Annotated in this window: 20 protein-coding genes; 17 read left to right on the top strand and 3 right to left on the bottom strand. The window is 46.0% G+C overall.

What is annotated here, in order from left to right:
- The first annotated feature begins 54 nt into the window (after positions 1–54).
- From SIO70_RS08575 to SIO70_RS08590, 4 genes are all read left to right on the top strand, one after another.
- Positions 55–849: an N-acetylmuramoyl-L-alanine amidase gene (locus SIO70_RS08575; protein WP_320580507.1), complete on the top strand. Its 795-nt coding sequence runs from the start codon at positions 55–57 to the stop codon at positions 847–849.
- Between the two features lie 5 nt (positions 850–854).
- The gene (locus SIO70_RS08580; RefSeq protein WP_320580508.1) at positions 855–1,601 is read left to right on the top strand and encodes a hypothetical protein; all 747 of its coding nucleotides are present in this window, start codon (positions 855–857) and stop codon (positions 1,599–1,601) included.
- 195 nt (positions 1,602–1,796) lie between these two features.
- Positions 1,797–5,033 (top strand): SusC/RagA family TonB-linked outer membrane protein, encoded by a 3,237-nt coding sequence (locus SIO70_RS08585; RefSeq protein WP_320580509.1) that lies wholly within the window; start codon positions 1,797–1,799, stop codon positions 5,031–5,033.
- Between the two features lie 23 nt (positions 5,034–5,056).
- Positions 5,057–6,487, top strand: a complete 1,431-nt coding sequence (locus SIO70_RS08590) for a SusD/RagB family nutrient-binding outer membrane lipoprotein (protein WP_320580510.1) — start codon at positions 5,057–5,059, stop codon at positions 6,485–6,487.
- Positions 6,488–6,715: 228 nt separating this feature from the next.
- Here SIO70_RS08590 and SIO70_RS08595 read toward each other — a convergent pair whose 3' ends face one another.
- A complete protein-coding gene (locus SIO70_RS08595) occupies positions 6,716–7,501 on the bottom strand; it encodes an SDR family oxidoreductase (protein ID WP_320580511.1) in 786 nt (261 codons plus the stop codon).
- A gap of 92 nt (positions 7,502–7,593) precedes the next feature.
- Positions 7,594–8,712, bottom strand: coding sequence for a DUF5009 domain-containing protein (locus tag SIO70_RS08600; RefSeq protein ID WP_320580512.1), 1,119 nt, complete (start codon positions 8,710–8,712; stop codon positions 7,594–7,596).
- A gap of 126 nt (positions 8,713–8,838) precedes the next feature.
- Between SIO70_RS08600 and SIO70_RS08605 the strand changes: the two genes are divergently transcribed.
- The 4 genes from SIO70_RS08605 to SIO70_RS08620 all read left to right on the top strand — a co-directional run bounded on the left by SIO70_RS08605 (position 8,839) and on the right by SIO70_RS08620 (position 13,591).
- On the top strand, positions 8,839–9,861 hold the full coding sequence (locus SIO70_RS08605) for a LacI family DNA-binding transcriptional regulator (RefSeq protein WP_320580513.1): 1,023 nt from the start codon (positions 8,839–8,841) through the stop codon (positions 9,859–9,861).
- Between the two features lie 335 nt (positions 9,862–10,196).
- A complete protein-coding gene (locus SIO70_RS08610) occupies positions 10,197–11,258 on the top strand; it encodes a cellulase family glycosylhydrolase (protein ID WP_320580514.1) in 1,062 nt (353 codons plus the stop codon).
- A gap of 30 nt (positions 11,259–11,288) precedes the next feature.
- On the top strand, positions 11,289–12,455 hold the full coding sequence (galK, locus tag SIO70_RS08615) for a galactokinase (protein ID WP_320580515.1): 1,167 nt from the start codon (positions 11,289–11,291) through the stop codon (positions 12,453–12,455).
- A 71-nt stretch (positions 12,456–12,526) separates the two neighbouring features.
- Positions 12,527–13,591 (top strand): UDP-glucose--hexose-1-phosphate uridylyltransferase, encoded by a 1,065-nt coding sequence (locus SIO70_RS08620; RefSeq protein WP_320580516.1) that lies wholly within the window; start codon positions 12,527–12,529, stop codon positions 13,589–13,591.
- Between the two features lie 69 nt (positions 13,592–13,660).
- Here the strand turns inward: SIO70_RS08620 and SIO70_RS08625 are convergent, their stop codons facing one another.
- Positions 13,661–15,670: a TonB-dependent receptor gene (locus SIO70_RS08625; protein ID WP_320580517.1), complete on the bottom strand. Its 2,010-nt coding sequence runs from the start codon at positions 15,668–15,670 to the stop codon at positions 13,661–13,663.
- Between the two features lie 478 nt (positions 15,671–16,148).
- Here SIO70_RS08625 and SIO70_RS08630 point away from each other — a divergent pair, with 478 nt between their 5' ends.
- The 9 genes from SIO70_RS08630 (at position 16,149) to SIO70_RS08670 (ending at position 24,870) form a co-directional block, all read left to right on the top strand.
- Positions 16,149–16,988: an energy transducer TonB gene (locus SIO70_RS08630; protein ID WP_320580518.1), complete on the top strand. Its 840-nt coding sequence runs from the start codon at positions 16,149–16,151 to the stop codon at positions 16,986–16,988.
- Positions 16,989–17,226: 238 nt separating this feature from the next.
- A complete protein-coding gene (locus SIO70_RS08635; protein WP_320580519.1) occupies positions 17,227–19,803 on the top strand; it encodes a phosphoenolpyruvate carboxylase in 2,577 nt (858 codons plus the stop codon).
- Positions 19,804–19,886: 83 nt separating this feature from the next.
- Positions 19,887–20,189: an urease subunit gamma gene (ureA, locus tag SIO70_RS08640; protein ID WP_083721250.1), complete on the top strand. Its 303-nt coding sequence runs from the start codon at positions 19,887–19,889 to the stop codon at positions 20,187–20,189.
- 16 nt (positions 20,190–20,205) lie between these two features.
- A complete protein-coding gene (gene ureB, locus SIO70_RS08645; RefSeq protein ID WP_320580520.1) occupies positions 20,206–20,580 on the top strand; it encodes an urease subunit beta in 375 nt (124 codons plus the stop codon).
- On the top strand, positions 20,577–22,292 hold the full coding sequence (gene ureC, locus SIO70_RS08650; protein ID WP_320580521.1) for an urease subunit alpha: 1,716 nt from the start codon (positions 20,577–20,579) through the stop codon (positions 22,290–22,292). Before ureB ends, ureC begins: the two co-directional genes overlap by 4 nt.
- Positions 22,293–22,799, top strand: coding sequence for an urease accessory protein UreE (ureE, locus tag SIO70_RS08655; RefSeq protein WP_320580522.1), 507 nt, complete (start codon positions 22,293–22,295; stop codon positions 22,797–22,799). It abuts the gene before it with no gap.
- A 2-nt stretch (positions 22,800–22,801) separates the two neighbouring features.
- Positions 22,802–23,473 carry an urease accessory protein UreF gene (locus SIO70_RS08660; RefSeq protein WP_320580523.1) on the top strand — a complete coding sequence of 224 codons (672 nt, stop codon included), beginning with the start codon at positions 22,802–22,804 and terminating at the stop codon, positions 23,471–23,473.
- Positions 23,474–24,088 (top strand): urease accessory protein UreG, encoded by a 615-nt coding sequence (gene ureG / locus SIO70_RS08665; RefSeq protein ID WP_083721245.1) that lies wholly within the window; start codon positions 23,474–23,476, stop codon positions 24,086–24,088.
- A 50-nt stretch (positions 24,089–24,138) separates the two neighbouring features.
- Positions 24,139–24,870: an urease accessory protein UreD gene (locus SIO70_RS08670; protein ID WP_320580524.1), complete on the top strand. Its 732-nt coding sequence runs from the start codon at positions 24,139–24,141 to the stop codon at positions 24,868–24,870.
- The last annotated feature ends 4 nt before the right edge of the window (positions 24,871–24,874 follow it).

Here is a 24,874-nt window from a genome sequence, read left to right on the forward strand (position 1 = left end):
CATAGCGAAGACGCACTAAGAGAACGTGGTATTTTAATTGTATGTTTGTTAGCTATGAAACAGGTCAGACTATTACTATGCTTAGCCCTACCGGCTATTTTATTCAGCTGCGCACATTCTCCATATGGCGCTACCAACAAGGTATACCGCAAGCAAGCCAAAACTTATGCCCGCACCTTACGTGCAGAGCCTACGGGACAATGGATTGGTTCCACCAATTTCAATATGCGTAAACCGAATTACGTGATCATTCACCATACGGCACAGGGCACCTGCGACAGCACTTTCAGGACTTTTACCCTGACCCGGACCAATGTAAGCGCACATTACGTGATCTGTAAAGACGGTACGGTGGTGCAAATGCTGAATGATTACCTCCGGGCATGGCATGCCGGCTTGTCAAGATGGGGAAATGTGACTGATATGAACTCCTGTTCTATCGGCATCGAACTGGATAACAATGGATTCGTACCTTTCCAGCCTCAGCAGATCAATAGTCTGATGGTTTTACTGGATACTTTAAAACACAGGTACAATATCCCGGCAGCCAACTTTATTGGTCATGGCGATATAGCTCCTACCCGCAAAAATGACCCCAACCGGTACTTTCCCTGGCAGCAACTGGCCGAAAAAGGCTTTGGGCTCTGGTACGATACTACCGGCGTGACCCTGCCAGCAGATTTTAATACTAAACAAGCACTGCGTCTTTTTGGTTATGATGTGAAAGATACGAGTGCCGCAATCATTGCTTTTAAAAGACACTTTGTACCCGCCGATTCATTAACCGGCATAAAACTGGATGAAGGAGAGAAGAAAATACTCTATAACCTCATGCAAAAAAGTGAATAACTGATATGAAAAAGATAATCAGTAGCTGTCTGGGTTTATTTTTCTTTATATCGGCCGCTATGGCCCAAAAAGGGGATTGGTATACATGGAGCACAGGCACTACGCCTGCGGTCCATGTGACCATCAACGGGGATGAAATTGTACTGGATCGTACCGATCCGGCTACCAAACAGGGGGGCATCAGTGGCAGAAAATCGAACGATCTGGAAGCCGAACACCTGAAAATCATCAAAAAAGTAGAGAAAAATGACCGGACCTACCTGATCTTTCAGTCATTTGATGGATTATACTTTGTAACGACCCTGCAGAAAAGTCCATCCGGCGATTCTGTATTTATGTATTGCGCCGATGGGATAGAAGATGGGTATAAAGGATTGAACGAGGCCCTGGATGGAATTAAAAAAGATAATGGGTCAGACTTCTATATCACCCTATTTAAAAAAGAAGTCATAGATGCCGAAAAACGCAAAGTACCTGTATCTAAAATTACCGGGTCCGAATTCGGCACCGCCCTGCAAAACTTCACAGACAGGATGGATAAATTCTGGAAGGATAGGGGATATGGCCATTTTGAACCCTATCACGGTTTTATGAACCTGATCTATGGAAATGCCTTTGCCAATGCATTTGGTGATAAGTATAGCAAACTGAGCCTGGTCACTAAAGAATTGAAAACCCCTATTGCTAATTATAGTAGCAATCCCAATATCCGTAGACTTTTAGAGTCAGCTGGATTCCTGAAAAGCGAATAATTTTTATAAAAATCTTAACAACTTAGTCTATAAAACTTGTAGGTTAATAGATTCCTTCTTAATTTCGCCCTGTATTTAACAATCGTCGATTAAATGTCTGTATAAGTAGTAGCAATTTTTCCTACTCATTATTAATTAAGTCAACGCTATTGTGAGTCATGTCAACTGCTGGTTCCAAACCGGCCAGGCATTGCCATGGACATTAATTACCTGAAATCTGATACAAAAATGCATAACCAACTACGCAGAATCGCTGGTATGATACTGGCTCTCCTACTCGCATATCAATGGGGGCAGGCGCAAAACACACGAATTACCGGGGTTGTCACATCCCGTACTGATGCCACACCTATTCCAGGAGCTATCATTTCTGTAAAAGGCACAAATCATGGTACACAAACCGATGCAGATGGTAAGTATTCCATCACCGTATCTCCAAAAGATACTCTCCGCATCTCTTTTATCGGATTTACCGCTGTTGAGCAGGTTGCCGGCACTGGCCGAACCCTGAATTTCGCGCTGGAAAACAACGAAAGCAAATTGCAGGAAGTAGTTGTCACCGCCCTCGGTATCAGCCGTGAAAAGCGTTCCCTGGGGTATGCGGTACAGGAACTTAAATCCAAAGATATTGCCGAAGCCCGTGAGTCGAACCTCGTCAATGCGCTGACTGGAAAGATCGCTGGTGTAACGGTTACCAGTAGCCAGGGTAGTATGGGGTCTTCCCGTATCGTGATCAGGGGTGAAACCTCTATCGCTGGTAACAACCAACCTTTGTTCATCGTGGATGGTATTCCAGTTGATAATAGTCAGCTTGGTGTAGGTATCGGTACAGCCCGCGACTTTGCAAATGCCATTGCCGATCTGAACGCAGACGATATCGAATCGCTGAACGTATTGAAAGGTCCGAACGCCGCAGCACTATACGGTTCCCGCGCCGCTGGTGGTGTACTGGTTATCAAAACCAAAACCGGGAAAGGCATGAAAGGCTATGGCGTAACTGTAAACAGCAGCGCTACCTTCGAAAATATACTGGTACTGCCTAAATATCAGAACAGCTATGGACAGGGTTCCAGCGGACAGTTCAGCTATGTAGATGGTAAAGGTGGTGGCGTGAACGACGGTGTGGATGAAAGCTGGGGGCCTAAAATGGATGGCCGCCTTATTCCGCAGTTCTTCTCCAAGGGTGAAGCAGTGCCTTTTGTTGCGCATCCTGACAACGTGAAGGATTTTTATCAGACCGGTTATACCCTGAACAATGGTATATCAGTAAGCGGTGGTAGCGACAAAGCAGATTACCGTTTCTCTTATAATAATACGAAGCAAACCGGCATTATGCCAAACACTGGAATCACCCGCAATTCCTTTGCGTTGAATACCACCTACCGCCTTACACCAAAGCTGACATTGAGCACCTATGCTAACTATGTAAAAGCTGATGCAGATAACCTGCCTGGTATAGATGGTAAACGTGCAAACAGCGTGACCCTGCAGTTCACCTGGTTTGGCCGTCAGGTAGATACCCGTCTCCTCAGAAATTATAAAAATGCAGATGGTACAGATTTCAACTGGAACCATAGCTACTATAGTAACCCCTACTGGATACAGTATGAAAACACAGTAGGTCAGGCACGTAACCGTTTCTTCGGAAACGCCCGTCTGAGCTATGAGATCGCCAGCTGGCTCTCTGCTAACTTCCGCATTGGTACGGATACTTATAATGATAGGCGTAAGTACAGAGTAGCTTATTATACAAACGGTACGCCTTATGGTTCTTATACTGAAGACGCCTATCAGGTGACTGAAACCAACGCCGAGTTTACCCTGAATGCAAAGAAGAAACTGAACAAAAATTTCTCTATTGATGGTCTGGTGGGTGGCAACGTCCGCAACAATCAATACGAAAACAACTTTCAGCAGGCACCTAAGCTGGCCGTAAGAGATCTGTATACATTGAATAACTCCCGGGATCCGCTGGTATCTACAAATGTCTTTAACCAACTGAGAGTGTACAGTACTTTTGCTTCTTCACAGGTAGCTTACAGGGACTGGGCATTTCTGAACCTGACTGCACGTAACGACTGGTCTTCTACACTGCCTGCGGCAAATAACTCTTACTTCTATCCATCTGTGAATGCAAGTGTGGTACTGAGCGATGCATTGCACATTCAGAGCAATGTACTCACTAACCTTAAAGTAAGAGGTGGTTGGGCAATGGTTGGTAAGGATACCGATCCTTATAGCCTGATCAATACTTATCCTTTCAGCCAGCCATTTGGTAGCTTGCCGTTGCAGACTGTGAATGATAAGTACCTGAAGAAAGATCTGAAACCAGAAATAACACAATCTACTGAATTCGGTATCGAAGCAGGTTTCCTGAAAGATCGCCTTCGTGCAGATGTGACTTACTATGCTTCCAGCAGTTACAACCAGATCCTGTTGGCCGATGTAAGTGCCACTACCGGTGACCTGAAGAAGATCCTGAACGCAGGTAAGATCAATAACCATGGTGTGGAGGTAATGCTGGGTGCTACACCTGTCACTACTGCCTCCGGTTTCCGTTGGGATGTAAATATCAACTACGCAAAGAATATCTCTAAAGTAATAGAGCTGGACAAAGAAGGTTTCCTGAACGACTATGTACTGGGTAGCTCTGGCAACATGCAGGTACTGGCATCCAAAGGCAAGCGCTATGGCGCCCTGTATGGTAAAGCTTATAAGCGTAATGACAAAGGTGAAATTATCGTAAGCGCCAGTGGGGCACCAGTGGTTGCTGATGATAAAAAAGTACTGGGTTACTATACGCCAAAGTGGACAGGTAGTATCAACAATAACTTCTCTTTCAAAGGCTTCACTGTCGGCTTCCTGATCGATACCCGCCAGGGTGGCCAGATCTGGTCCGGTACTAACTACACCGGCATCTACACAGGTGTACTGGCAGCAAGTATGCCGGGCAGAGATGAGGAGCATGGTGGTTTACCTTATTACTATGCTAACAATAACCAGCAGGGTACAGCGGTTCGCCTGGAGAACCATACATCTGCAGCACCAAATGGCGAGACTGTATACCATGATGGTATCATCTTCGACGGTGTAACTGCCGATGGTAAAAAGAATGAATCGATCCTGCCTGCACAGCGTTATTACAAAGCTGTATACAGCAGCTCACTGAACGAAAGTAGTGTGTACAGCGCCAGCTTTATCAAACTGAGAGAGGTAAGAATAGGATATGCACTGCCGCTTGAAATAGCGCACAAGTGGGGATTACAGGGCGTGAACCTGACAGTAACTGCACGTAACCTGTTCTACATCGACAAAAAGGTTCCAAACATTGATCCGGAAACGGCATTTAATACTGGTAACGGACAAGGTCTGGAAACACTGCAGATTCCTACTACACGTAGTATTGGTGTGAACCTGAAAGTATCCTTCTAATTCAACCATCAAAAAATCAGATCATGAAACTATTCAAATATATACTATGGGTATCTGGTATTGCACTGGTGCTCACATCCTGCTCCAAACAGCTGGAAAGGATTAACAAGAATCCGAATGAATCAGAAACTGCACAGCCGGATTACCTGCTCACCAATGGTATCAAAGCGAATGTAGATACTTACTGGGGCACAGATGCTGCCATGGAAACAAGTTTGCTGTATGTACAATACTGGGCAAAGATCCAATATACGGACCCGGACAAATACATTCCTGCATCTACCAGTATCCAGACTATCTGGAATAACTTTTATGCACAGGGTGTACAGGATTTTACTACGCTGATTCAGCTGGGCGATACCCTGCACAATCCGAATTATCGCGCAGTAGGTGTCATCATGCGTTCCTGGATCTTCCAGGTGCTGACAGACCTGTATGGCGATGTACCTTATTCACAGGCTGCAAATATTGAGAAATACCTGACACCTAAGTACGATAACCAGCGTGATATCTACATCGGATTGCTGGCAGAACTGAAAGCAGCAGTAAGCGTGATCAATACGAATGGTGATGCTATCGGCGGCGACGTGCTGTATAATGGTGATATGAATAAGTGGAAGAAGTTTGCGAACTCACTGCGACTGCGTATTGCACTGAGAATAGCTGATCAGGAGTTTGATGCAGCAAAAGCCGTGTTCGATGAAATCGGTGCGGACAACAGTGGGTTGATCGCTGCGAATAGTGAGAATGCACAGCTAACTTACCTGGCATCTCCCAATCAGAACCCGGTAGCAAAGAATAGGGAGACACGCAGCGACTACCGCATCAGCAAGAGCGTGGTTGATTTACTGCATACCTTCAATGATCCTCGTCTGAGTGTATATGGTGCAATCCCTAAGGATACAAATGCAGTAGTAGGTATCACCAATGGGTTGCCTACGGATTCAGCATCTAAACTGGGTTTCAACAAGACATCAGATGTAGGTGCGGTGTTCACAGCTACTACAGCACCAGCAGTGATCTTCAACTATGCTGAGTTATTGTTCATCAAGGCCGAAGCAGCACAGAGAGGTTTGCTGAGTGGCGATGCGGCAGATCTGTATAAGCAGGCGATCACCGCTTCACTGCAACAGTATAGTATTGGTGATGTAGTGGTAGCTACTTACCTGGCGCAGACTTCAGTAGCATATAATGCAGTTGATTACAGAAAATCAATTGGCGAGCAGAAATGGCTGGCGCTGTTTGGCGAAGGCCTGGAAGGATTTGCAGAGTGGAGAAGACTGGATTACCCGGTACTGACACCTGCTTATTCAGGTGTACTGAGTGGAAAAATTCCTTTGAGGCTCACCTATCCTTCGGCAGAGCAGGCGCTGAATGGAGTAAATTATAAAGCAGCGGTTACACACCAGGGAGCGGATCAGTTGATTACGCGTCTTTGGTTCGACGTTAGATAAAATGAATAGCGTGCTGCCTTCGGCAGCATTAAACAAACAGGGGGCAGTCGTAGACTGCCCCCTGTTTGTTTTTCCCCTTTGCGTAAATAAAATTCCTTTTCCGCTTTTGATTAAGCCTTCAGATAAAAGATTTTTGTACAATCAGATACACACTTGTTCAATTTGTAATAGTAAAAAGTGATGAATTAGGCCCCGACATTTGTCGGGGCTTTTATTTTATAAGTATTTTTAAATGGTCGGTGTCTTTCCTCCATCAACAGGGATGCTCGTACCTGTGATATACCCTGCGGCAGGTGTAGCCAGAAATGCAATTGCAGCTGCAACTTCCTTTGCATCTCCAAAGCGTTTCGCTGGTATTTCATTCAGCATTTCCTGTTCTATTACTGTCTGATCCACACCGCGCTTCCTGGCAGTGGTTTGAATCAGGGAGCGTAACCGGTTTGTATTGGTCGAACCGGGCAGGATATTATTGACAGTCACGCCATACTGTGCCAGTTCTGTCGCCATGGTTTTGGCCCAGGCAGCGACGGAGAGGCGGATGGTGTTGGATACGCCCAGGTTTTTGAGAGGTGCTTTCACAGAGGTAGAGATCACATTGATGATCCTGCCATAACCGGCAGCGATCATACCTGTGAGCACAGCCTGTGCAAGTATATGGTTATTCACCAGGTGCTGGTTGAAAGCAGCTGTGAATTCATGCACTTCTGCCTCTACGATCGGGCCGCTGGCAGGACCTCCTGTGTTATTGACCAGGATGTGTATTGATTGTTTCTCAGTGACGGTTTTGATGGCTTCCTCTACTTCCTTTGTATGCTGGAAGTCTGCCACAAGATAACTATGCTCTTGAAAATGTTCTGCTTCGAGCGTAGGTATAATTTCCTTCAGGGCTTCTTTGTCCCTGGCCATTAAGATACATTCAGCTCCTAAAGCGGCCAGTTCTCTGGCTGTGGCCAATCCAATTCCCTGTGTAGCACCACAGATCAGGGCGGTTTTCCCCTTTAAAGATAATTCCATACTATTTCATGACTAACAGTTTCTCAAAACGTAGCAAAACACGTTGGGTTTTTCAGAAAGCTAAGATAAGGGAATATACTATATCACCTTTCTTATACACGTACGTATATACGTTTTTTATCCAGAATTTTACCCACACACCAGCAAAACAGCATGAATGTAATTGCAAAGAGGAGAGACCCTACTTTGCCCGGCGCTATTTGCTGAAATATATGGTTACTGAGCCAGTCGTATACTGATTCGTTCCCAATAGTAAAGAAATATAAGAATATAACCATCACTTCTGACAAAAGATAAAGGAATAATGGGTTTTTCCCGAAAGTGGTGAAAAATCCGGTCCAGCTGGTTTTTCCCTTAACATCTATAATATATAAGAGGGCAGTGAGTATCAGGAGATCCAGACCCGCTGTTAATAACACGAAGGAACTGGTCCATAACTTCTTGTTAATTGGAAATTGCTGGTCCCACAAAGTAGCGACAATAATGAATATAGAACCGAAACGAATGAGGATACTGAAGGTATTGGGCTTGCGTTTCTGGATAAAGAGGCCGGTGTAATAACCGATCACTACATTCACAATTGCTGGCAAGGTGCTGAGTAATCCTTCGGGTTCAGAGATGGTCCCTTTATCGTGGTACATATGATTTTCACCAAGAATTAACTTATCGAAATGGACAGCGGCATTGGTACTGAAACCATATGGATCGGCAGGATCACCCAGGAAGTACATGATGAACCAGTAACCGAGCAGTAGTAATGCGCTGATAATCCAAACTGCTTTTGTAGGCAAATAGCGGATCATGAGAGAAGCGAAGCAATAACAGAGGGCTATTCTTTCGAGCACGCCCATGATACGGGTGTCATGGAAAGGAATGAATTCCAGTCCGTTTGGCGTGTGGCGTACAAAAGGCAACCAGTACATAATGAATCCCAGCAGGAAAATGAGCAGGGTCCTTTTGAATATTTTCGATAGTACAGCGGCATTACCCAGTTCGTAATACTTGCGCATACTAAAGCTCATGGCATTGCCCACGGCGAAGAGGAAAGACGGGAAAACCAGGTCGGTGGGTGTGAATCCATGCCAGGCGGCATGTTCCAGTGGTGCAAATATATGATCATAGCTACCGGGGGTATTTACAATGATCATAAAGCAGATGGTAAGGCCACGGAATACATCCAGTGGTAGAAAGCGTTGATTGGCAGCTTGCATTGGTAAGGATTAGATTGGTATAAATATAATGCAAGCAATGATTGATTACAATGGAATTTGCCGTCCTCCATTATTTTTGCTGTATTAAATAATCATTTTATACTTTAGTAGTAAACACAGCCTTTATTGAACCACAAAGTTACTATAGCAGACATTGCGAGGGAGCTGAACCTGACGGGGGCGACTGTATCCAGGGCGTTGAATAACCGCAAGGGAACCAGCGAGGAAACCCGTAAAATGGTACAGGAAGCGGCGGAAAGGATGAACTACCGGAGGGACAGGATCGCATGGTCGCTTCGTTCCGGCAGGACCAATATTATTGGGGTCATCATTCCAAGCGCGGAAATCAACTTCTTTGGTTCTGTTATCCACGGTATTGAAAGTATGGCCAACCAACACGGCTATAATGTATTGATCTATCAGTCCAACGAACAACCGGAATATGAGCAGAAGGGGATTGAAACCTTTCTGAGCACCCGGGTAGATGGTATCCTGGCTTCTATTGCCAAGGAGACATTCGACTTTAGCCACTACCTGGAAATCAAGGAGCGGGGTGTACCCCTGGTCTTTTTTGACCGTGCGAATGATAGCCTGAATATTCCTTCGGTGGTGGTAGATGACTTCAAAGGAGCTTACTATGCTACGGAGCACCTGATCCGTCAGGGGTATAAAAGGATTGCTCACATTGCGGGGCAGCAGCACCTGAAAATATTCAAAGACCGCCTGGAAGGATATAAATCAGCCCTGGCGGCATATAGCATTCCTGTAGAGGAGGACCTGATATACCAGGGAAACGTTTCGATCGAGGCGGGCAGACAGGCAATACAGCATTTGCTGGGGCTGGCACAGCCACCTGATGCGGTATTTGCCGTAGAGGATTTTACGGCGCTGGGGGTAGTAAAGGAATTGAAAGACAAAAATATAGATATGCCGGGGGCGTTTGGGGTGATCGGATTTGCCAATGAATCGTTCGATGAGCATATAACGCCGAGCTTGTCGAGTATAGATCAGCAGACGGTGCAGATGGGGAAGGAGGCGTTTAAGTTATTGATGGAGTTGATAAATGAAGGGGAAGAGGGGACGCTGGTAAAGTCGAGAGTGGTGTTGGATCCGGTACCGGTGTATAGGCAGTCCTCTGTAAGGAGATAGCGAAAATTTGCGGAGGCTGCTTTGCAGCCTCCGCAAATTTTCGGAAAGGGCCCTGCGGGAGGCTAAAAGAAAATGGGGCAAATAAACATCTTTTACGTAGGGAATGCCGCTTTGATGTAAACGATTACATAAAAATAAATCTTTCATTTACAATCAATTATATAAAATCTTTTACCATTCGTAAGATTTATTGTAATCGTTTACGTAAATCTTCTATTTTTATATCGTGATTCCACTTTTTTAAACAGGAAAAATTCCATGGCTATAGAAAAAAGATCTAATAATCTCCCTTATTAAATCCGAATCTATCCAGCTCCACAAAAAAACTGAAATGCATGAAAGGAAAAGTTTCATTAATCGCTTTGTTATTTGCGACGATGGCCGTTGTCGCTAATGCTCAGCCGCGACCACAATGGTCCAAAAAACAAGCTCAAAAATGGTATAAATCACATTCGTGGCAACGAGGCGCCAACTTCATCCCCAGTTCTGCTATCAACCAACTGGAAATGTGGCAGGCAGCTACCTTCGACACCACCACCATCAGCCGTGACCTTGGCTACGCCGCCTCCATTGGTTTAAATTCTATGCGCGTATTCCTCCATCATGCTGCCTGGGAGCAGGATCCTCAGGGTTTCAAAAACCGTCTGAACACCTATCTCAGCATCGCAGACCGCTATGGTATCTCCACCATTTTCGTACTTTTTGATGACTGCTGGAACAAAACCTATGCTATCGGTACCCAACCTGAACCCAAACCCGGTATCCATAACTCCGGCTGGTTGCAGGACCCAGGTATCCGCAGAGAAAGTTCACCACTGCTGAACGACACCCTGCACAAATATGTAAATGATGTAATGACCTCCTTCAGGAAAGATAAGCGTATCCTCCTGTGGGATCTTTATAACGAACCAGGCAACTCCGACTATGGAGACAAAAGCCTGCCTTTATTACAACTCGTATTCACCTGGGGCAGAGAAGCTAATACAGAACAGCCTATCAGCTCCGGTGTATGGAATAAAAGTCTCACAAGCCTGAACGAATTCCAACTGAACAATTCAGATGTGATCACCTATCACAACTATGCTGACGAAAAGGAACACCAGGAAGTAATCGACACCCTGCGTAAGTATGGTCGTCCCCTGATCTGTACCGAATACATGGCCCGTTCCCGTGGCAGCCGCTTTGCGAACATTATGCCGCTCCTGAAAAAGGAAAATGTAGCTGCTTACAACTGGGGCCTTGTATCAGGTAAGACCAATACTATTTATGCCTGGGATACACCTATGCCTGACGGCGCAGAACCTAAAGTTTGGTTCCACGACATTTTCAGACAAGACGGTACACCTTACAGCACAGAAGAGATCACGGTGATCAAATCCCTGACAGGAACAAACTAGGATCAATAACTTTGATTAAAAAATTAGAACGTGGAGCAAGCTAAACTAAACGCTTATTGCCAGCAGCATTTTGATCAGGAACCAATTATGGTAAGAGCTGCAGGACGCATCAATCTCATTGGAGAACATACGGATTACAACAATGGATTCGTATTGCCTGCCGCTATTGACAAAGCTATCTACCTCGCCATTATCAAGCGCAACGACAACAAAATTGTGCTGCATGCACTGGATGTAAATGATACATTCACCGGATCGTTGGATAAACTGGAGCGTACGAAACAGCATTGGCCTGATTATCTGCTGGGCGTTGTGCAGCAATTGCAGCAGGGTGGTCATATCATCAGCGGATTTGAATGTGCATTTTGCGGTAATGTTCCCCTGGGCGCCGGCCTCTCATCCTCCGCAGCACTGGAATGTGCTACCGTATTTGGTTTGAATGAACTTTTCAGCCTTGGCCTGGGTCGTAAAGAAATGGCACTCCTGTCACAGGCTGCCGAAAACCAGTTTGTTGGTGTACGTTGTGGTATCATGGACCAGTTTGCCAGCATGTTTGGTAAAAAACAACAGCTCATCAAACTGGATTGTGCCTCCCTGGAATATGAATACATCCCTTTTAACTTTGACGATGTAAACCTCGTGCTGCTGGATACACAGGTGAAGCACTCCCTGGCATCATCCGAATACAATACCCGCCGTGCTGAGTGCGAGCAGGGTGTAGCCTGGGTAAAGGCACACCATCCGCATGTAAACAGCCTGCGTGATGTAAATATGGATATGCTGGATGCCTATGTAAAAGGTAAGAATGCTACCGTATATAACCGTTGCCGTTATGTAGTGGAAGAAATTCAGCGCTTACAGGATGCCTGTATCGATCTGCAGAATGACGACCTTACAGCTTTCGGTAAAAAAGTATTTGCTACACACGAAGGCCTCGATAAGCTGTATAATGTAAGCTGCCCTGAACTGAACTGGCTGGCGGAATTCGCTGCCGGTGAAAATGGCGTACTGGGTGCACGTATGATGGGGGGCGGCTTTGGTGGCTGTACTATCAACATCGTGAAGAAAACTGCTGTACCAGCCCTGCTGGAAAGAGCAGCTGCAGGCTACAAACAGCAGTTCAACACTAATCTGAAAGCATATGTGACCAGCATTGAAGACGGTTGCCGTACTGTCAACAACCTGGTGAATAACTAATATACCATTTCCATCTGCGTGCAGGTTCGCCTTCACGCAGATATCCTTGTCAAGTGAAATCACTAAGAGCAATGTCTGAAAATACCTTTGATTTAACTTCTCATCCCCATACCCGACTGAATATCCTGACCGGAGAATGGGTACTCGTTTCTCCTCACCGTTCCAAAAGACCATGGCAGGGAAAAGTAGAAGCGCCAGCGCTGGTACAGCGTCCTTCTTATGTAGAAGACTGTTACCTGTGTCCAACCAATACACGTGCCGATGGCAGCAAGAATGAAGCGTACACAGGGCCGATCGCCTTTACGAACGACTTCTCTGCTTTGTTGTCCGACACACCTACCGGCGATGTGAATGAGGATGGTCTGCTGGTAGCACAGTCACAGAAAGGCCTTTGCCGTGTGATCTGTTTCAGCCCAAGACATGACCTCACACTGCCTGAAATGGACGTTCCTGCTATCCGCCAGGTAGTAGACCTGTGGGTAAAAGAGTACGAAGCGCTGAAAGCTGTAGACTACATCAAATACATCCAGATCTTCGAAAATAAAGGAGATATTATGGGTTGTAGCAATCCACATCCACACGGACAGATCTGGGCATCAGAGAATATTCCGATGGAGCTGGAAAAAGAAACCCGTCAGCAAAAACTGTATTTCGATAAGCATGGCAAAAGCCTGTTGTCCGCCTACCTGGACAAAGAGGTAAAAGAAAAGGTGAGAATCATTGCTGAAAATGCACACTTTGTAGCACTGGTACCTTTCTGGGCAGTATGGCCTTACGAGGCAATGATCATCAGCCGCCGGCATGTACAGTCTGTGCTGCAATTTAATGAAGATGAAAAAACAGGACTGGCAGATATTTTAAAACAACTGACCATCCGTTACGATAACTTATTCGAAACATCATTTCCATATTCTGCCGGTATGCACCAGGCGCCGGTGAATGATGGCAGCGAACATCCTGAATGGCATTGGCATATGCATTTCTATCCACCATTACTGCGCTCTGCGACAGTGAAGAAATTCATGGTGGGATACGAGATGCTGGCTAATCCACAAAGGGATATTACGCCGGAATTTGCAGCTGAAAAGCTGAGGACTTTGTCTGCAGTCCATTACAAAAGCGGGCAACTCGTTTAATCTATGTTTTTTTGTTTTTTTTGATCCAATGTGTGTAGGGGCGGCCTTTAGGCGGCCCCTTTCTTTTTTTTAGAGATGCACTCTTACGCCACCGTAATAGCTGCGTAAGGCAGCAGGATTGAAGTAACGGTTTCCTACTGCATTCAAATCATTCCCCAGGCTATAGAACTGGTTCAGGATATTATCGGCACCTGCGTAGAGCGTTACATTCCGCATCATTTGCCAACTTACTTTCCCTTGTAATAAATGATATTGTTTGGCGTAAGCAGTGTTTGCATCGTCCAATGGCAGCTTATCTGTGAATGTGTATTGTGCATATACAGAGAAGTGTACAGGCAATTGTGCCAGCAAGCCTGCATATGCTACATGACGAGGTACGCCGGTGATGGCATTGCCGGAAAGATTTTTGCCAGCTGTGTTATAATCACTGAATATGAAATGGCTGTAAGCATAGCTAACGTTGAATTGCAGCCATTTAGTGAACCAGGTCATCCCTTGTACTTCTATGCCTTTTTGTTCCGTGCCGCCAGCATTGATGAAGTATTCAGTACCATCATCATGGAGCTGACGAACGATGGCATCCTGTAGTTTGTAATAGAATACAGATGCATCCAGCTGGTATTGGCGACTGGCCCCCTGTAAACGGAAGCCTGCTTCGTAATTCCAGCCTGTTTCAGCCTGCAGGGTGGTATTAATGATATTGTCCGTCGCGCGTACTTCGGCAATGGAAGGAGGAGAATATCCTCTGCTTACAGAAGCGCGTACAGACCATTCAGGGAGGATAAGATAGGAGAGGGATACCCGTGGCATCAACTCTGCATCAAACTTTTTTCTACCCTCCTCAAAGCTGTATTTAAAATAGTTGGCGCTGAGGGCGGCTTCTATTATCCATTGTGTACCGGGACGTACAGAGAGACTTGTGAAAAAGAAATGCTGGCCGGCAGTGATATTGCTGGCTGCCTGCACGGTATCTCTTTTGCCTTTGTTATTACCATAGTTTACAATGTCAGAATTGGTTTGTGACCATTCAATGCCTGTGGTCCAGTCTACATGTATATTAGTGCCATTAATGGGTTGATCCTGTAGTGCGATATAAGTACGTGCACCGGCAGTGTTTTCATCCCTGGCTTCAAAGTTTGTAATAAAAGGATTTTCGAAGTGTGTATTGATACCGTAGAGGGTGAACACATGTTTCCAGTGGGTAGATAACTGGGCAGTGTGTACCAAACCTCCTAAAGCAGTTTTATTGCGGATGCCGGCTTGTTGCTCAATGGCGCCGGGCAGGGTAGCAGTGGCAGGTCGGGCAGCGCGGGGATTGGCGGCAGCCTGGGCGGCGGTGAGACCTCCCGGGGTACGGTAATCCATATCGCTGTAGAAGGCAATCAGTTTGAGGCTGTTGTGCGGATTGTATTGCCACTGTTGGGCCGTTTGTATATAATATCTTTTTAAGGCGCTATTCTGCCGGTAGCCGTCAGAGCGCTGTACACCTTCATATATATTGACCCGGTATTTGTTCCATTGGTGCTGCCAGCCGGCTTCTTCATGGAAGAGGCCATAGCTGCCCCCCTGAATATCTGCTTTCAGGTGAGCGGTATCGGGGAGGGTACCGGCAGGGTGGAGGAGTACCACACCTCCTGAGTTAGCGCCGAACTGGCTGCCATCAGGACCTTTCAGCACTTCTATGCCGGAGAAAGCCCCTGCATCTGATAAGTTCAGATACGTATTGCCACCTGCATCAGTAAAGGGAATTTCGTCCATATAGATCTTCACATTCCGGATGCCGAAGGGGGAGCGTAACAGGCTGCCTCTCAGAGATAAGCGATAACTGCCAGGGGAACGTTCTTCCATTCGTATGCCCGGAACGGTGTTCAGGGTGGGGATGAGCGTGGTCCCTTGTTGCAGTAAAATTTGTTTTTCGGTAATGACAGCGCTGCTGGATGGTACCTGTAAGAATGAGTATTTTTTGCCCGGATAGGCCATGATCTGTACTTCGGGAAGTTGGGTAGTGTCTGCAGGCTGTTGTGCATATACAGAAAATGACAACAGGCAGGTTAAGCAAGGCAGAATAAGGCGTGTCATGTATCAAATCTAGTTATTCTATTATTGGTAGCAAAACTGCGGCCGACATTAAATTCACACAGATTTTTAAAAATAATTCAAATCATATTTGGAAATGTAAAACAGGTTAGCGTATATTTGTCTACAGAATCGGTAGACTAATAGGTGCCGATACAAACAGCAAGAATTTTGTTTGCTATAAGCTGTAAATAGAAAAAGAAATGCCGGACAGGTTTGCGGGGCAGGTTATGTTGCAGATTTATTGGTGGTAAATTATAATGTAACGTATCACCCCGCGCCCCTGGCATATTAGCATCTTGCACTGATACCAATCCGACAATAATTACTTTATATAAGATAGTGAATACTTCCTTTAGCAAAATAGGTGTCCCGATCCGGATATCGATCTGGAATGGATTTTTTAAAAGCTAAAAAAATTTTTCCCCTTAATCATATGGAATTATTTTAACCCGGCATCTCTATTGTAAATGTTCAACACATGAATACAAAAAACATTTACAATGCAGACTTCCTCGATATTCTCTTCGAGGGTCGTAATAAAGATTACGGCGCATATGAACTCCGCAGAAGTGAAGATGGGCGTGTTCGTAAAGCCTTGATAGGTACAGCTTCCGTCGCTTTGGTAATAGTGGGTGGATATGTATTGAGTAATAATATTTTTGCAGCGTCAACGGGTATACGAAATACACAGGTCGTGTATGATAGTACCAAATTAATTGAATTACCTCCAGACGATAAGGTAATTCCTCCTCCTCCTGTTGACCCTCCTCCACCTCCGCCGGCCGCATCATCCATTAAAGTTACACCTCCCGTTATCACCCCTAATGAATTAGTTCGTGCTGAAGATGAAGTTGTGAAGCTCGATAGTATTGGTAACAAAACTATTGCATTAGCTACTGTACAAGGTGATGACATCAATGGGCGTGATATCGCATCCATGCTTGGTGGTGACGGTACTACAAATGTAGTAGAAGCCCCTAAGGTACCGGCAATAGACTCCGTGTTTTATACTGTTGAAATCATGCCTTCATTCCCAGGTGGTGAAGACGCATTGTTAAGATTTCTCCGCGATAATGTGCACTATCCTCGCGTGGCACAGGAAAATGAAATACAGGGAATAGTATCCGTACAGTTTGTAGTAGACAAGCAGGGTTATATCAGCGATGTCAAAACAATTGGTGCTGTTAAAGGAGGTGGCCTTGAAGAAGAGTCCATCCGTGTAGTAAAGAAAATGCCAAAGTGGAAAGCCGGCCGTCAAAACGGAGAAGCGGTAAGTGTACAATTTAACCTCCCTGTCAGGTACACGCTGCAAAATTAATCCCCAATTGCTCCTGCACAAAGCATAATGATTTTTTAAGATACTAATTACTTTTTACCCGAACCTATTGTTCAATTAACGTTTGCGCTCAACTGCAACGAGGGGGGATCCTTTGCGTGCCACGGCTATATGCCGTGGCATATTTTTTAGGCAGTTTTTCTATTAAACTTTGTAACTATTTTGTACTACTTTTATCTCCCGGTTGGCTATGGGTCACTAAAAATTAGTAAAATCAGTTATGGAAGCACCGGTAAATAACACTCTACAGTTGTTTAAGAATTTGGTCGGCACCAAATTCCAGTTATACAACAGCCTTTTTACTGCTCTACCTTTTCATAAGGTGGAGAAGACCGGCGTCTTTCTCTCGTTATTCCTGATCCATTGTGAAGAGGGATACGGAAAGGAAAAAAGTCCGCAGGAAATTCTTACTTCTTTTTTCGAGCAGTATACCAATACCAATGAACAGCAGAAGATTGACATGCTGTTCCGTTTTGTGCAATACGCAGAACGTCAGGTTGTACTGTTCGATGCACTGGAAGATGCTGCATTTCGCCACATTCACGACATGAACGGTACAGGTTCGCTTAGTCACCTGGAATCTGAAGTAGTGGCTGAACAAAAGCAGGATGAACTGGCTGCGAAGTTGCAGGATTTCTCAGTACGCCTTGTACTGACAGCGCACCCTACACAGTTCTATCCAGGCAATGTTTTAAGTATTATCAATGACCTGTCAAGGGCCTTGATCAATGATAATACTGCTCAGGTGGATTCCTACCTGAAGCAGTTGGGTAAGACGCCTTTCTTTAAAAAGGAAAAGCCGACACCTTATGACGAGGCTATCAGCCTGGTCTGGTTCCTGGAGAATACGTTCTATACCGCTGCCGGTAAGATCGTATCCCGTCTCAAATCTCACTTCCCCGCAGCTATCAATGGCAATAATCCGGTGATCCGCATGGGATTCTGGCCAGGTGGTGACCGCGACGGTAACCCATTTGTAAATGCAGATATCACGCTGCGTGTAGCAGATGCGCTGCGTAGCGGTATTATAAAATGTTATTACCTGGATGTACGCCGCCTCAAACGTCGCCTCACTTTCAAAGGCATCGAAAATGAGCTGGCCGCACTGGAACAACAGCTATACAGCAATCTTTTTATTCCTGGCCACAAGACAAACCTGTGCCGTCAGGATATACTCGATACCCTGTACAGGGTGCGTATTATCCTCATCGAGGAAAACAACGCCCTGTTCCTGAACCTGCTCGATGACCTGATTGTCAGGGTAGAGCTGTTCGGGTTGTTCTTCGCCACACTGGATATCCGGCAGGACAGCTCCGTACATGGACCACTGCTGGCCGGGATCGCAGCAGGTTCCGACCTTCTGCCAAAGAACTATACAGATCTAAGCGACGAAGAAAAGATCAGTGCTCTGCTCAAAATAAAATCAGCTGCTGATCCGGCAATCGTGAAAGAAGGTCTGCAACAGGATACCCTGGCTACCATCAAAGCGATCAAAACTATCCAGAACGCAAACGGCGAGTTTGGTTGTCATCGCTACATCATCAGTCACACAACCAATGCTCTCGATGTGATGGAAGTATATGGTCTTTTCCTGCTGAGCGGTTGGGATAAAAATGACCTGAGCGTAGACATCGTACCACTGTTCGAAACCATCGAAGACTTACGACATGCCGGTGAGGTAATGCGCGCTCTCTATTCCAACGAAGCGTACAGAAAGTATCTGCAACAGCGCTATAACAAACAGACCATTATGCTCGGCTTCTCCGACGGTACCAAGGATGGTGGCTACCTGATGGCTAACTGGTGCATCTACAAAGCGAAGGAAGAACTGAGTGCTATCTCTAAAGAATATGGCATCAATGTAGTCTTCTTCGACGGTCGTGGAGGTCCTCCTGCAAGAGGTGGTGGAAAGACCCATCAGTTCTATGCATCTATGGGTCGCAATATTGCAAACAAAGAAATTCAGCTCACCATACAGGGGCAGACCATCAGTTCCAACTTTGGTACGGTAGATTCTGCTCAGTATAATATTGAACAACTCGTACATGCGGGTATTGCTAACGAATTGTTCTCCAGCCGTGAAAAGACGTTAACTGCCGAGCAGGAAGAGACGTTGCAGGTACTGGCAGATGCAGGATTTGAGTCCTTCAATGAACTGAAGAACCATCCTGATTTCCTGGATTACCTGAACTACGCCAGCCCGCTGCGCTACTATGCCGAAACCAATATCGGCAGCCGCCCTTCCAAAAGGAATGGTTCTGCCAAGTTGAACCTGAATGATCTGAGAGCAGTGCCTTATGTAGGAGCATGGAGCCAGATCAAACAGAACGTTCCTGGTTTCTACGGTGTAGGCTACAGCATGGAAAAAATGGAGAAAGACGGTAAGTGGGAACAATTGCAGGATCTGTATAAAAATTCCCTGTTCTTCCGTACCCTGCTGGACAACTGTGAGATGGCGATGAAGAAGTGTTACTTCCCACTCACTGCTGCTTACAGAAATCACCCGCAGTTCGGAGAAGTATGGACACTGATTTACGATGAATTCCAGCGTACCCGTACTTACCTGTTGAAACTGACAGGACATTCTGATCTGATGTCTCATTACCCGATCGACCAGTTATCTATCCAGATGCGCGAGCGTATCGTACTGCCACTACTCACAATTCAGCAGTATGCATTAAGCCGCATCCGTGAGATGAATGAGGCTGGAAATGGAGATGGCCTGAAAGAAATCTTCGAGAAATTAGTCGTAAGATGTTCATTTGGGATCATTAACGCGGGAAGAAACTCTGCATAGAATTAATTTTAATAAGTTAGAAAGCCGGATTGATCATCCGGCTTTTTTTGTAATTTACCCCATAACCCAAAATCTAAAGAAGTATGCATTTAACAGCCCGGGAACAGGAGAAACTATTGCTCTTTTTGGCTGGTGAACTGGCCGAAAAGCGAAAGGCCAGAGGGGTAAAACTAAACTATCCTGAAGCCATTGCGCTGATCAGCAGCCGCCTGCAGGAGGGCGCCAGGGATGGACAGTCCGTGGCATATCTCATGCAATATGGTGCGACCATCCTCACCCGCGAAGACGTGATGGAAGGAGTGCCGGAGATGATAGACGAAATCCAGATTGAAGCTACTTTTCCAGATGGCTCAAAGCTGGTAACTGTACATCATCCTATCAGATAACACCAAAATCTATGTTATGATTCCCGGAGAATACTTTATAAAGCCTGGTCATATCAATGCCAACGAAGGCCGTGATACTGCTACCATCACCGTGGTGAATACCGGCGACAGACCTGTACAAATCGGATCTCACACCCACTTTTTCGAAGTCAACCGCATGCTTTCCTTTGACCGCCAAACTGCTTTTGGCAAGCGCCTGAATATTATGGCAGGCACCGCTGTGCGCTTTGAACCCGGCGAGGAAAAGACGGTAGAACTCGTGAATCTTGGTGGCGCCAGGAATGCCTATGGCATGAACAACCTGGTGAATGGTACTACTACCACTGCCCTTGCAGCCACACAGGCCATGAAAAAGATCAATGACGGTCACTTTAAAAACAATCCATCATGAGTCTGCAGATCAACAGGGCGCGCTACGCTGCCATGTATGGCCCTACCACCGGCGATCAGGTGAGACTGGGAGATACCGATATCATTATTGAAATAGAAAAAGACTACACAGTATACGGAGATGAAGCCAAATTCGGCGGGGGTAAAACCATCCGCGACGGTATGGCGCAATCTTCCACTGCCACCCGCAACGACGGTGTGCTGGATATGGTGATCACCAGTGTGATGATCATCGATCATTGGGGCATCGTGAAAGCAGACATCGGCATCAAAGATGGCCGCATTGTGAAAATAGGCAAAGCCGGCAACCCTGATACAATGGATGGGGTAGACCCTGACATGATCATCGGCGCCAGCACAGAAGTGCATGGCGGTGCAGGACTGATCGCTACTGCCGGGGGCATAGATACACATATTCACTTTATTAGCCCTCAGCAGATCACCCATGCCCTGCATAGCGGTATCACAACCATGATTGGTGGTGGTACAGGTCCTGCAGATGGGACAAATGCAACCACCGTGACTCCCGGCGCCTGGTTCATTCGTAAAATGCTGGAAGCAGCAGATGCTTTTCCTATGAACCTGGGCTTTCTTGGCAAAGGTAACTGTGCTACAGTAGAACCCTTGAACGAACAGATAGAAGCCGGTGCGCTGGGATTAAAAATACATGAAGACTGGGGCGCTACTCCTGCTGTAATAGATGCTTCCCTGAAGGTGGCAGATAAGTACGATGTGCAGGTTGCGATCCATACCGATACCCTGAATGAATCCGGTTTTCTGGAAGATACCATTCAGGCCATCAATGGCCGTGTGATCCATACCTATCACACAGAAGGCGCTGGTGGTGGACATGCGCCTGATATTATCAAGGCGGCTATGTACCCGAACATCCTGCCCTCTTCAACCAACCCGACCAGACCGTATACGGTGAATACTATTGATGAGCACCTGGATATGCTTATGGTGTGTCATCACCTGGATAAGAGTGTGCCGGAAGATGTATCCTTTGCTGACAGTCGTATCCGCCCTGAAACTATTGCGGCAGAAGACATTCTGCACGACATGGGCGTATTCAGTATGATGAGTTCCGACTCCCAGGCCATGGGCCGTGTGGGAGAGGTGATCATCCGTACGTGGCAGACGGCTGACAAGATGAAAAAACAAAGGGGCTACCTGCCAGAAGATAAAGAGAACGACAACTTCAGGGCAAAAAGGTATGTCGCAAAATATACGATCAATCCTGCTATTACACACGGTATTTCGGAACATGTAGGCTCACTGGAACCCGGCAAACTGGCGGATATTGTGCTGTGGAAACCAGCATTGTTCGGCGCTAAGCCGGAAATGATTATTAAAGGTGGTATGATCATCTGTGCCAGAATGGGCGATCCTAATGCGTCTATTCCTACCCCACAACCGGTGATATACAGGGAGATGTTTGGCGCGTTCTCAAAAGCCCTGCACAATACCTGTGTCACTTTTGTAAGTCAGGCAGCTGTGAATAATAATATTGCGGCTACTTATGGTTTACAAAAGATCGTATTGCCGGTGAAGAACTGCCGTAATATTGGCAAAAAAGACCTGATCCACAATAACAGTACGCCTGATATCAAGGTGAATCCTGAAACATACGAAGTATTAGTGGATGACAAGGTCGTGACCTGTGAACCTGCTACCGTACTGCCATTAGCTCAACGTTATTTTCTATTCTAAATGATCCTGATCAACTCAATACAGGGAAACATAAACACTGTGGATATCGCTGCAAGGGGAGTGGATCCGTTGCCGCTGGAATGGTTTGAGACAGGCAAAAAGATCATGCGCCGCCATACCCGCAACGGGGTTGAAATAGGTTGGAAAGTGGTGAAAGGATTACCTGTGTTGCAGGATGGTGATATTCTCTGGATGGATGAAAAGGTAGTCATTGCTGTGAGTATCCTACCAGCTGCAGCTATTGTACTTACACCTGTCACCATGCTGGATATGGCGACCATCTGTTACGAGATTGGTAATAAACACCTGCCTTTGTTCATCGTGAATGAAGAAGTACTGGTGCCTTACGAAGATCCGTTGTTCCGTTGGCTGGAAGCAAAAGGATATGCCCCCAAACAGGAGCAACGGGTATTGACAAATATGCTGCGAAGTAATGTTCAGCCACATGAGCATGGATCTGGTTCTACTTTATTCAGTAAGATCCTGCAGCTGACCACTAAATCATAAATATGCAAAACTGGTTGCCACATCTGTTGCACCTGTCCGATCCGGCATTGCCGGTAGGAGCTTACACCCATTCCAATGGGCTGGAAACCTATGTGCAGCAAGGACTCGTAAAGGATGCTGCGACCGCGGGTACTTACATCCGCAATATGCTGGAATATAATTTTATTTACAACGATGGCTTCTTTGCATGGCAGGGATATATGGCTGCGGCAGCGGACGATGTAGAATTGTTATTATCGCTCGATGAGGAGTGTAACGCATTGAAATCTCCTATGGAAATGAGACAGGCCAGCCAGAAACTGGGACTGCGGCTGTTGAAGTTGATGACCCCACTGACTAAGCATGCATTCGCAAAGGAATATGCGTCAAAAACAACGGGTCATTACTGTTTGGTATTTGGGGTATATGCTTACCTGCTGGGCATTCCATTGGAAGAAGCCATGACGGCGTATTATTACAATGCCGCTACCGGTATGGTGACGAATTGTGTAAAACTCGTGCCATTGGGGCAACAACAGGGGCAGGAGATCCTGTATAGTTTATTGCCATTATTATCGGATTGGGTAGCTAAGACGCAAATGGTTCCCCGTGAGCTGGCTGGTCGCTGCAGTCCTGCATTTGATATCAGTTGTATGCAGCATGAAAAATTATATTCAAGGTTATACATGTCGTAAATGGAGAACAGAAAATATATAAAAATAGGGGTGGCCGGCCCGGTAGGCGCTGGCAAAACTGCTTTGATAGAACGCTTATCCCGTCAGCTGCATGAAACATATAGTCTGGCGGTGATCACCAATGATATTTACACAAAAGAGGATGCAGAATTCCTCATGAAAAACAGCCTGTTGCCAGCCGAACGCATTATCGGTGTGGAGACAGGTGGTTGTCCACATACGGCTATCCGTGAGGATGCCAGTATGAATCTGGAAGCTGTAGAAGAAATGGTAACACGCATTCCGGATGTGGAAATCATCTTCATTGAAAGTGGTGGAGATAACCTGTCAGCTACTTTTAGTCCTGACCTGGCAGATGTGACCATTTTTGTGATCGATGTGGCAGAAGGTGATAAAATACCCCGCAAAGGAGGCCCGGGTATCACGCGTTCCGATCTGCTGGTTATCAACAAAATTGATCTGGCACCTTATGTCAATGCAAGTCTTGAGGTCATGGAAAGAGATGCCCGGAAGATGCGGGATGAGCGGCCATTTATTTTTACAAACCTGATGTCGCTACAGGGATTGGATCAGGTGATAGACTGGATTAAGAAATACGCGCTACTGGAAGCATAATGTATAGTGAGTTACAAATAAATACTGCCGCGAGAGAAAGCAAAACCTATTTGCAACACTGCTATTTCACCCGCCCGTTCAAGGTGGCTGATATCAGCGGGCAGCATGCAGCAGATCTGCATTTAACATTGATGAGTGCATCGCCCGGCATATTGGATGGCGATGAATATGATATGAAGGTGTATGTGGCGCCGGGTACCAGTTTACATTTATACACCCAATCTTATCAGCGCATATTCCAGATGAAATCAGGTGCAAAGCAGGTGTTTTCTGTTCATGTAGGTGCAGGCAGTAGTTTTTATTACCTGCCGCATCCCAGTGTGCCGCATGAAAATGCGGTGTTTACTGCTGTAAATAAAATCCGGTTGGAGAAGGATAGTCGGCTGTTGTGGGGAGAGATCATCACATGTGGGCGTAAGCTGAGTGGGGAGATCTTTCGCTGCCGGCATTTTCAGAGTACAACAGAAGTGCATTGCGAAGGAAAGCTTGTATTTAAGGATGTGACTTTACTGGAACCGGCACAGATCCCGGCAGGAGAGATGGGGCAGTGGGAGGGATATACACACCAGGCATCTTTGTATTGGCAGGATAGTACTGTCGATATGATGGAAATGGCAGGAGCGGTATATGACCTTTTGTCTGCCGAGGCAGGCATTCGTGGCGGAGTGTCCAGAACAGCTGCAGGCGCATTGTTGGTACGGGTTTTAGGGCAGGGGGGCGAGCAACTCTACCAGCTATTTAAAAAGATAGCATTGCTGGCGGGTGCTGAAAGAAGACTTTAAAATG

The sequence above is a fragment of the Chitinophaga sancti genome (assembly GCF_034087045.1).
Taxonomy (GTDB): Bacteria; Bacteroidota; Bacteroidia; order Chitinophagales; family Chitinophagaceae; genus Chitinophaga; species Chitinophaga sancti_B.

Bases quoted from the DNA above. Each gene is read 5' to 3' on its own strand.
- SIO70_RS08575 (WP_320580507.1), top strand. From the start codon at position 55: ATGAAACAGGTCAGACTATTACTATGCTTAGCCCTACCGGCTATTTTA.
- SIO70_RS08580 (WP_320580508.1), top strand. From the start codon at position 855: ATGAAAAAGATAATCAGTAGCTGTCTGGGTTTATTTTTCTTTATATCG.
- SIO70_RS08585 (WP_320580509.1), top strand. From the start codon at position 1,797: ATGGACATTAATTACCTGAAATCTGATACAAAAATGCATAACCAACTA.
- SIO70_RS08590 (WP_320580510.1), top strand. From the start codon at position 5,057: ATGAAACTATTCAAATATATACTATGGGTATCTGGTATTGCACTGGTG.
- SIO70_RS08595 (WP_320580511.1), bottom strand. From the start codon at position 7,501: ATGGAATTATCTTTAAAGGGGAAAACCGCCCTGATCTGTGGTGCTACA.
- SIO70_RS08600 (WP_320580512.1), bottom strand. From the start codon at position 8,712: ATGCAAGCTGCCAATCAACGCTTTCTACCACTGGATGTATTCCGTGGC.
- SIO70_RS08610 (WP_320580514.1), top strand. From the start codon at position 10,197: ATGAAAGGAAAAGTTTCATTAATCGCTTTGTTATTTGCGACGATGGCC.
- SIO70_RS08620 (WP_320580516.1), top strand. From the start codon at position 12,527: ATGTCTGAAAATACCTTTGATTTAACTTCTCATCCCCATACCCGACTG.
- SIO70_RS08625 (WP_320580517.1), bottom strand. From the start codon at position 15,670: ATGACACGCCTTATTCTGCCTTGCTTAACCTGCCTGTTGTCATTTTCT.
- SIO70_RS08630 (WP_320580518.1), top strand. From the start codon at position 16,149: ATGAATACAAAAAACATTTACAATGCAGACTTCCTCGATATTCTCTTC.
- SIO70_RS08635 (WP_320580519.1), top strand. From the start codon at position 17,227: ATGGAAGCACCGGTAAATAACACTCTACAGTTGTTTAAGAATTTGGTC.
- ureA (WP_083721250.1), top strand. From the start codon at position 19,887: ATGCATTTAACAGCCCGGGAACAGGAGAAACTATTGCTCTTTTTGGCT.
- ureB (WP_320580520.1), top strand. From the start codon at position 20,206: ATGATTCCCGGAGAATACTTTATAAAGCCTGGTCATATCAATGCCAAC.
- ureC (WP_320580521.1), top strand. From the start codon at position 20,577: ATGAGTCTGCAGATCAACAGGGCGCGCTACGCTGCCATGTATGGCCCT.
- ureE (WP_320580522.1), top strand. From the start codon at position 22,293: ATGATCCTGATCAACTCAATACAGGGAAACATAAACACTGTGGATATC.
- SIO70_RS08660 (WP_320580523.1), top strand. From the start codon at position 22,802: ATGCAAAACTGGTTGCCACATCTGTTGCACCTGTCCGATCCGGCATTG.
- ureG (WP_083721245.1), top strand. From the start codon at position 23,474: ATGGAGAACAGAAAATATATAAAAATAGGGGTGGCCGGCCCGGTAGGC.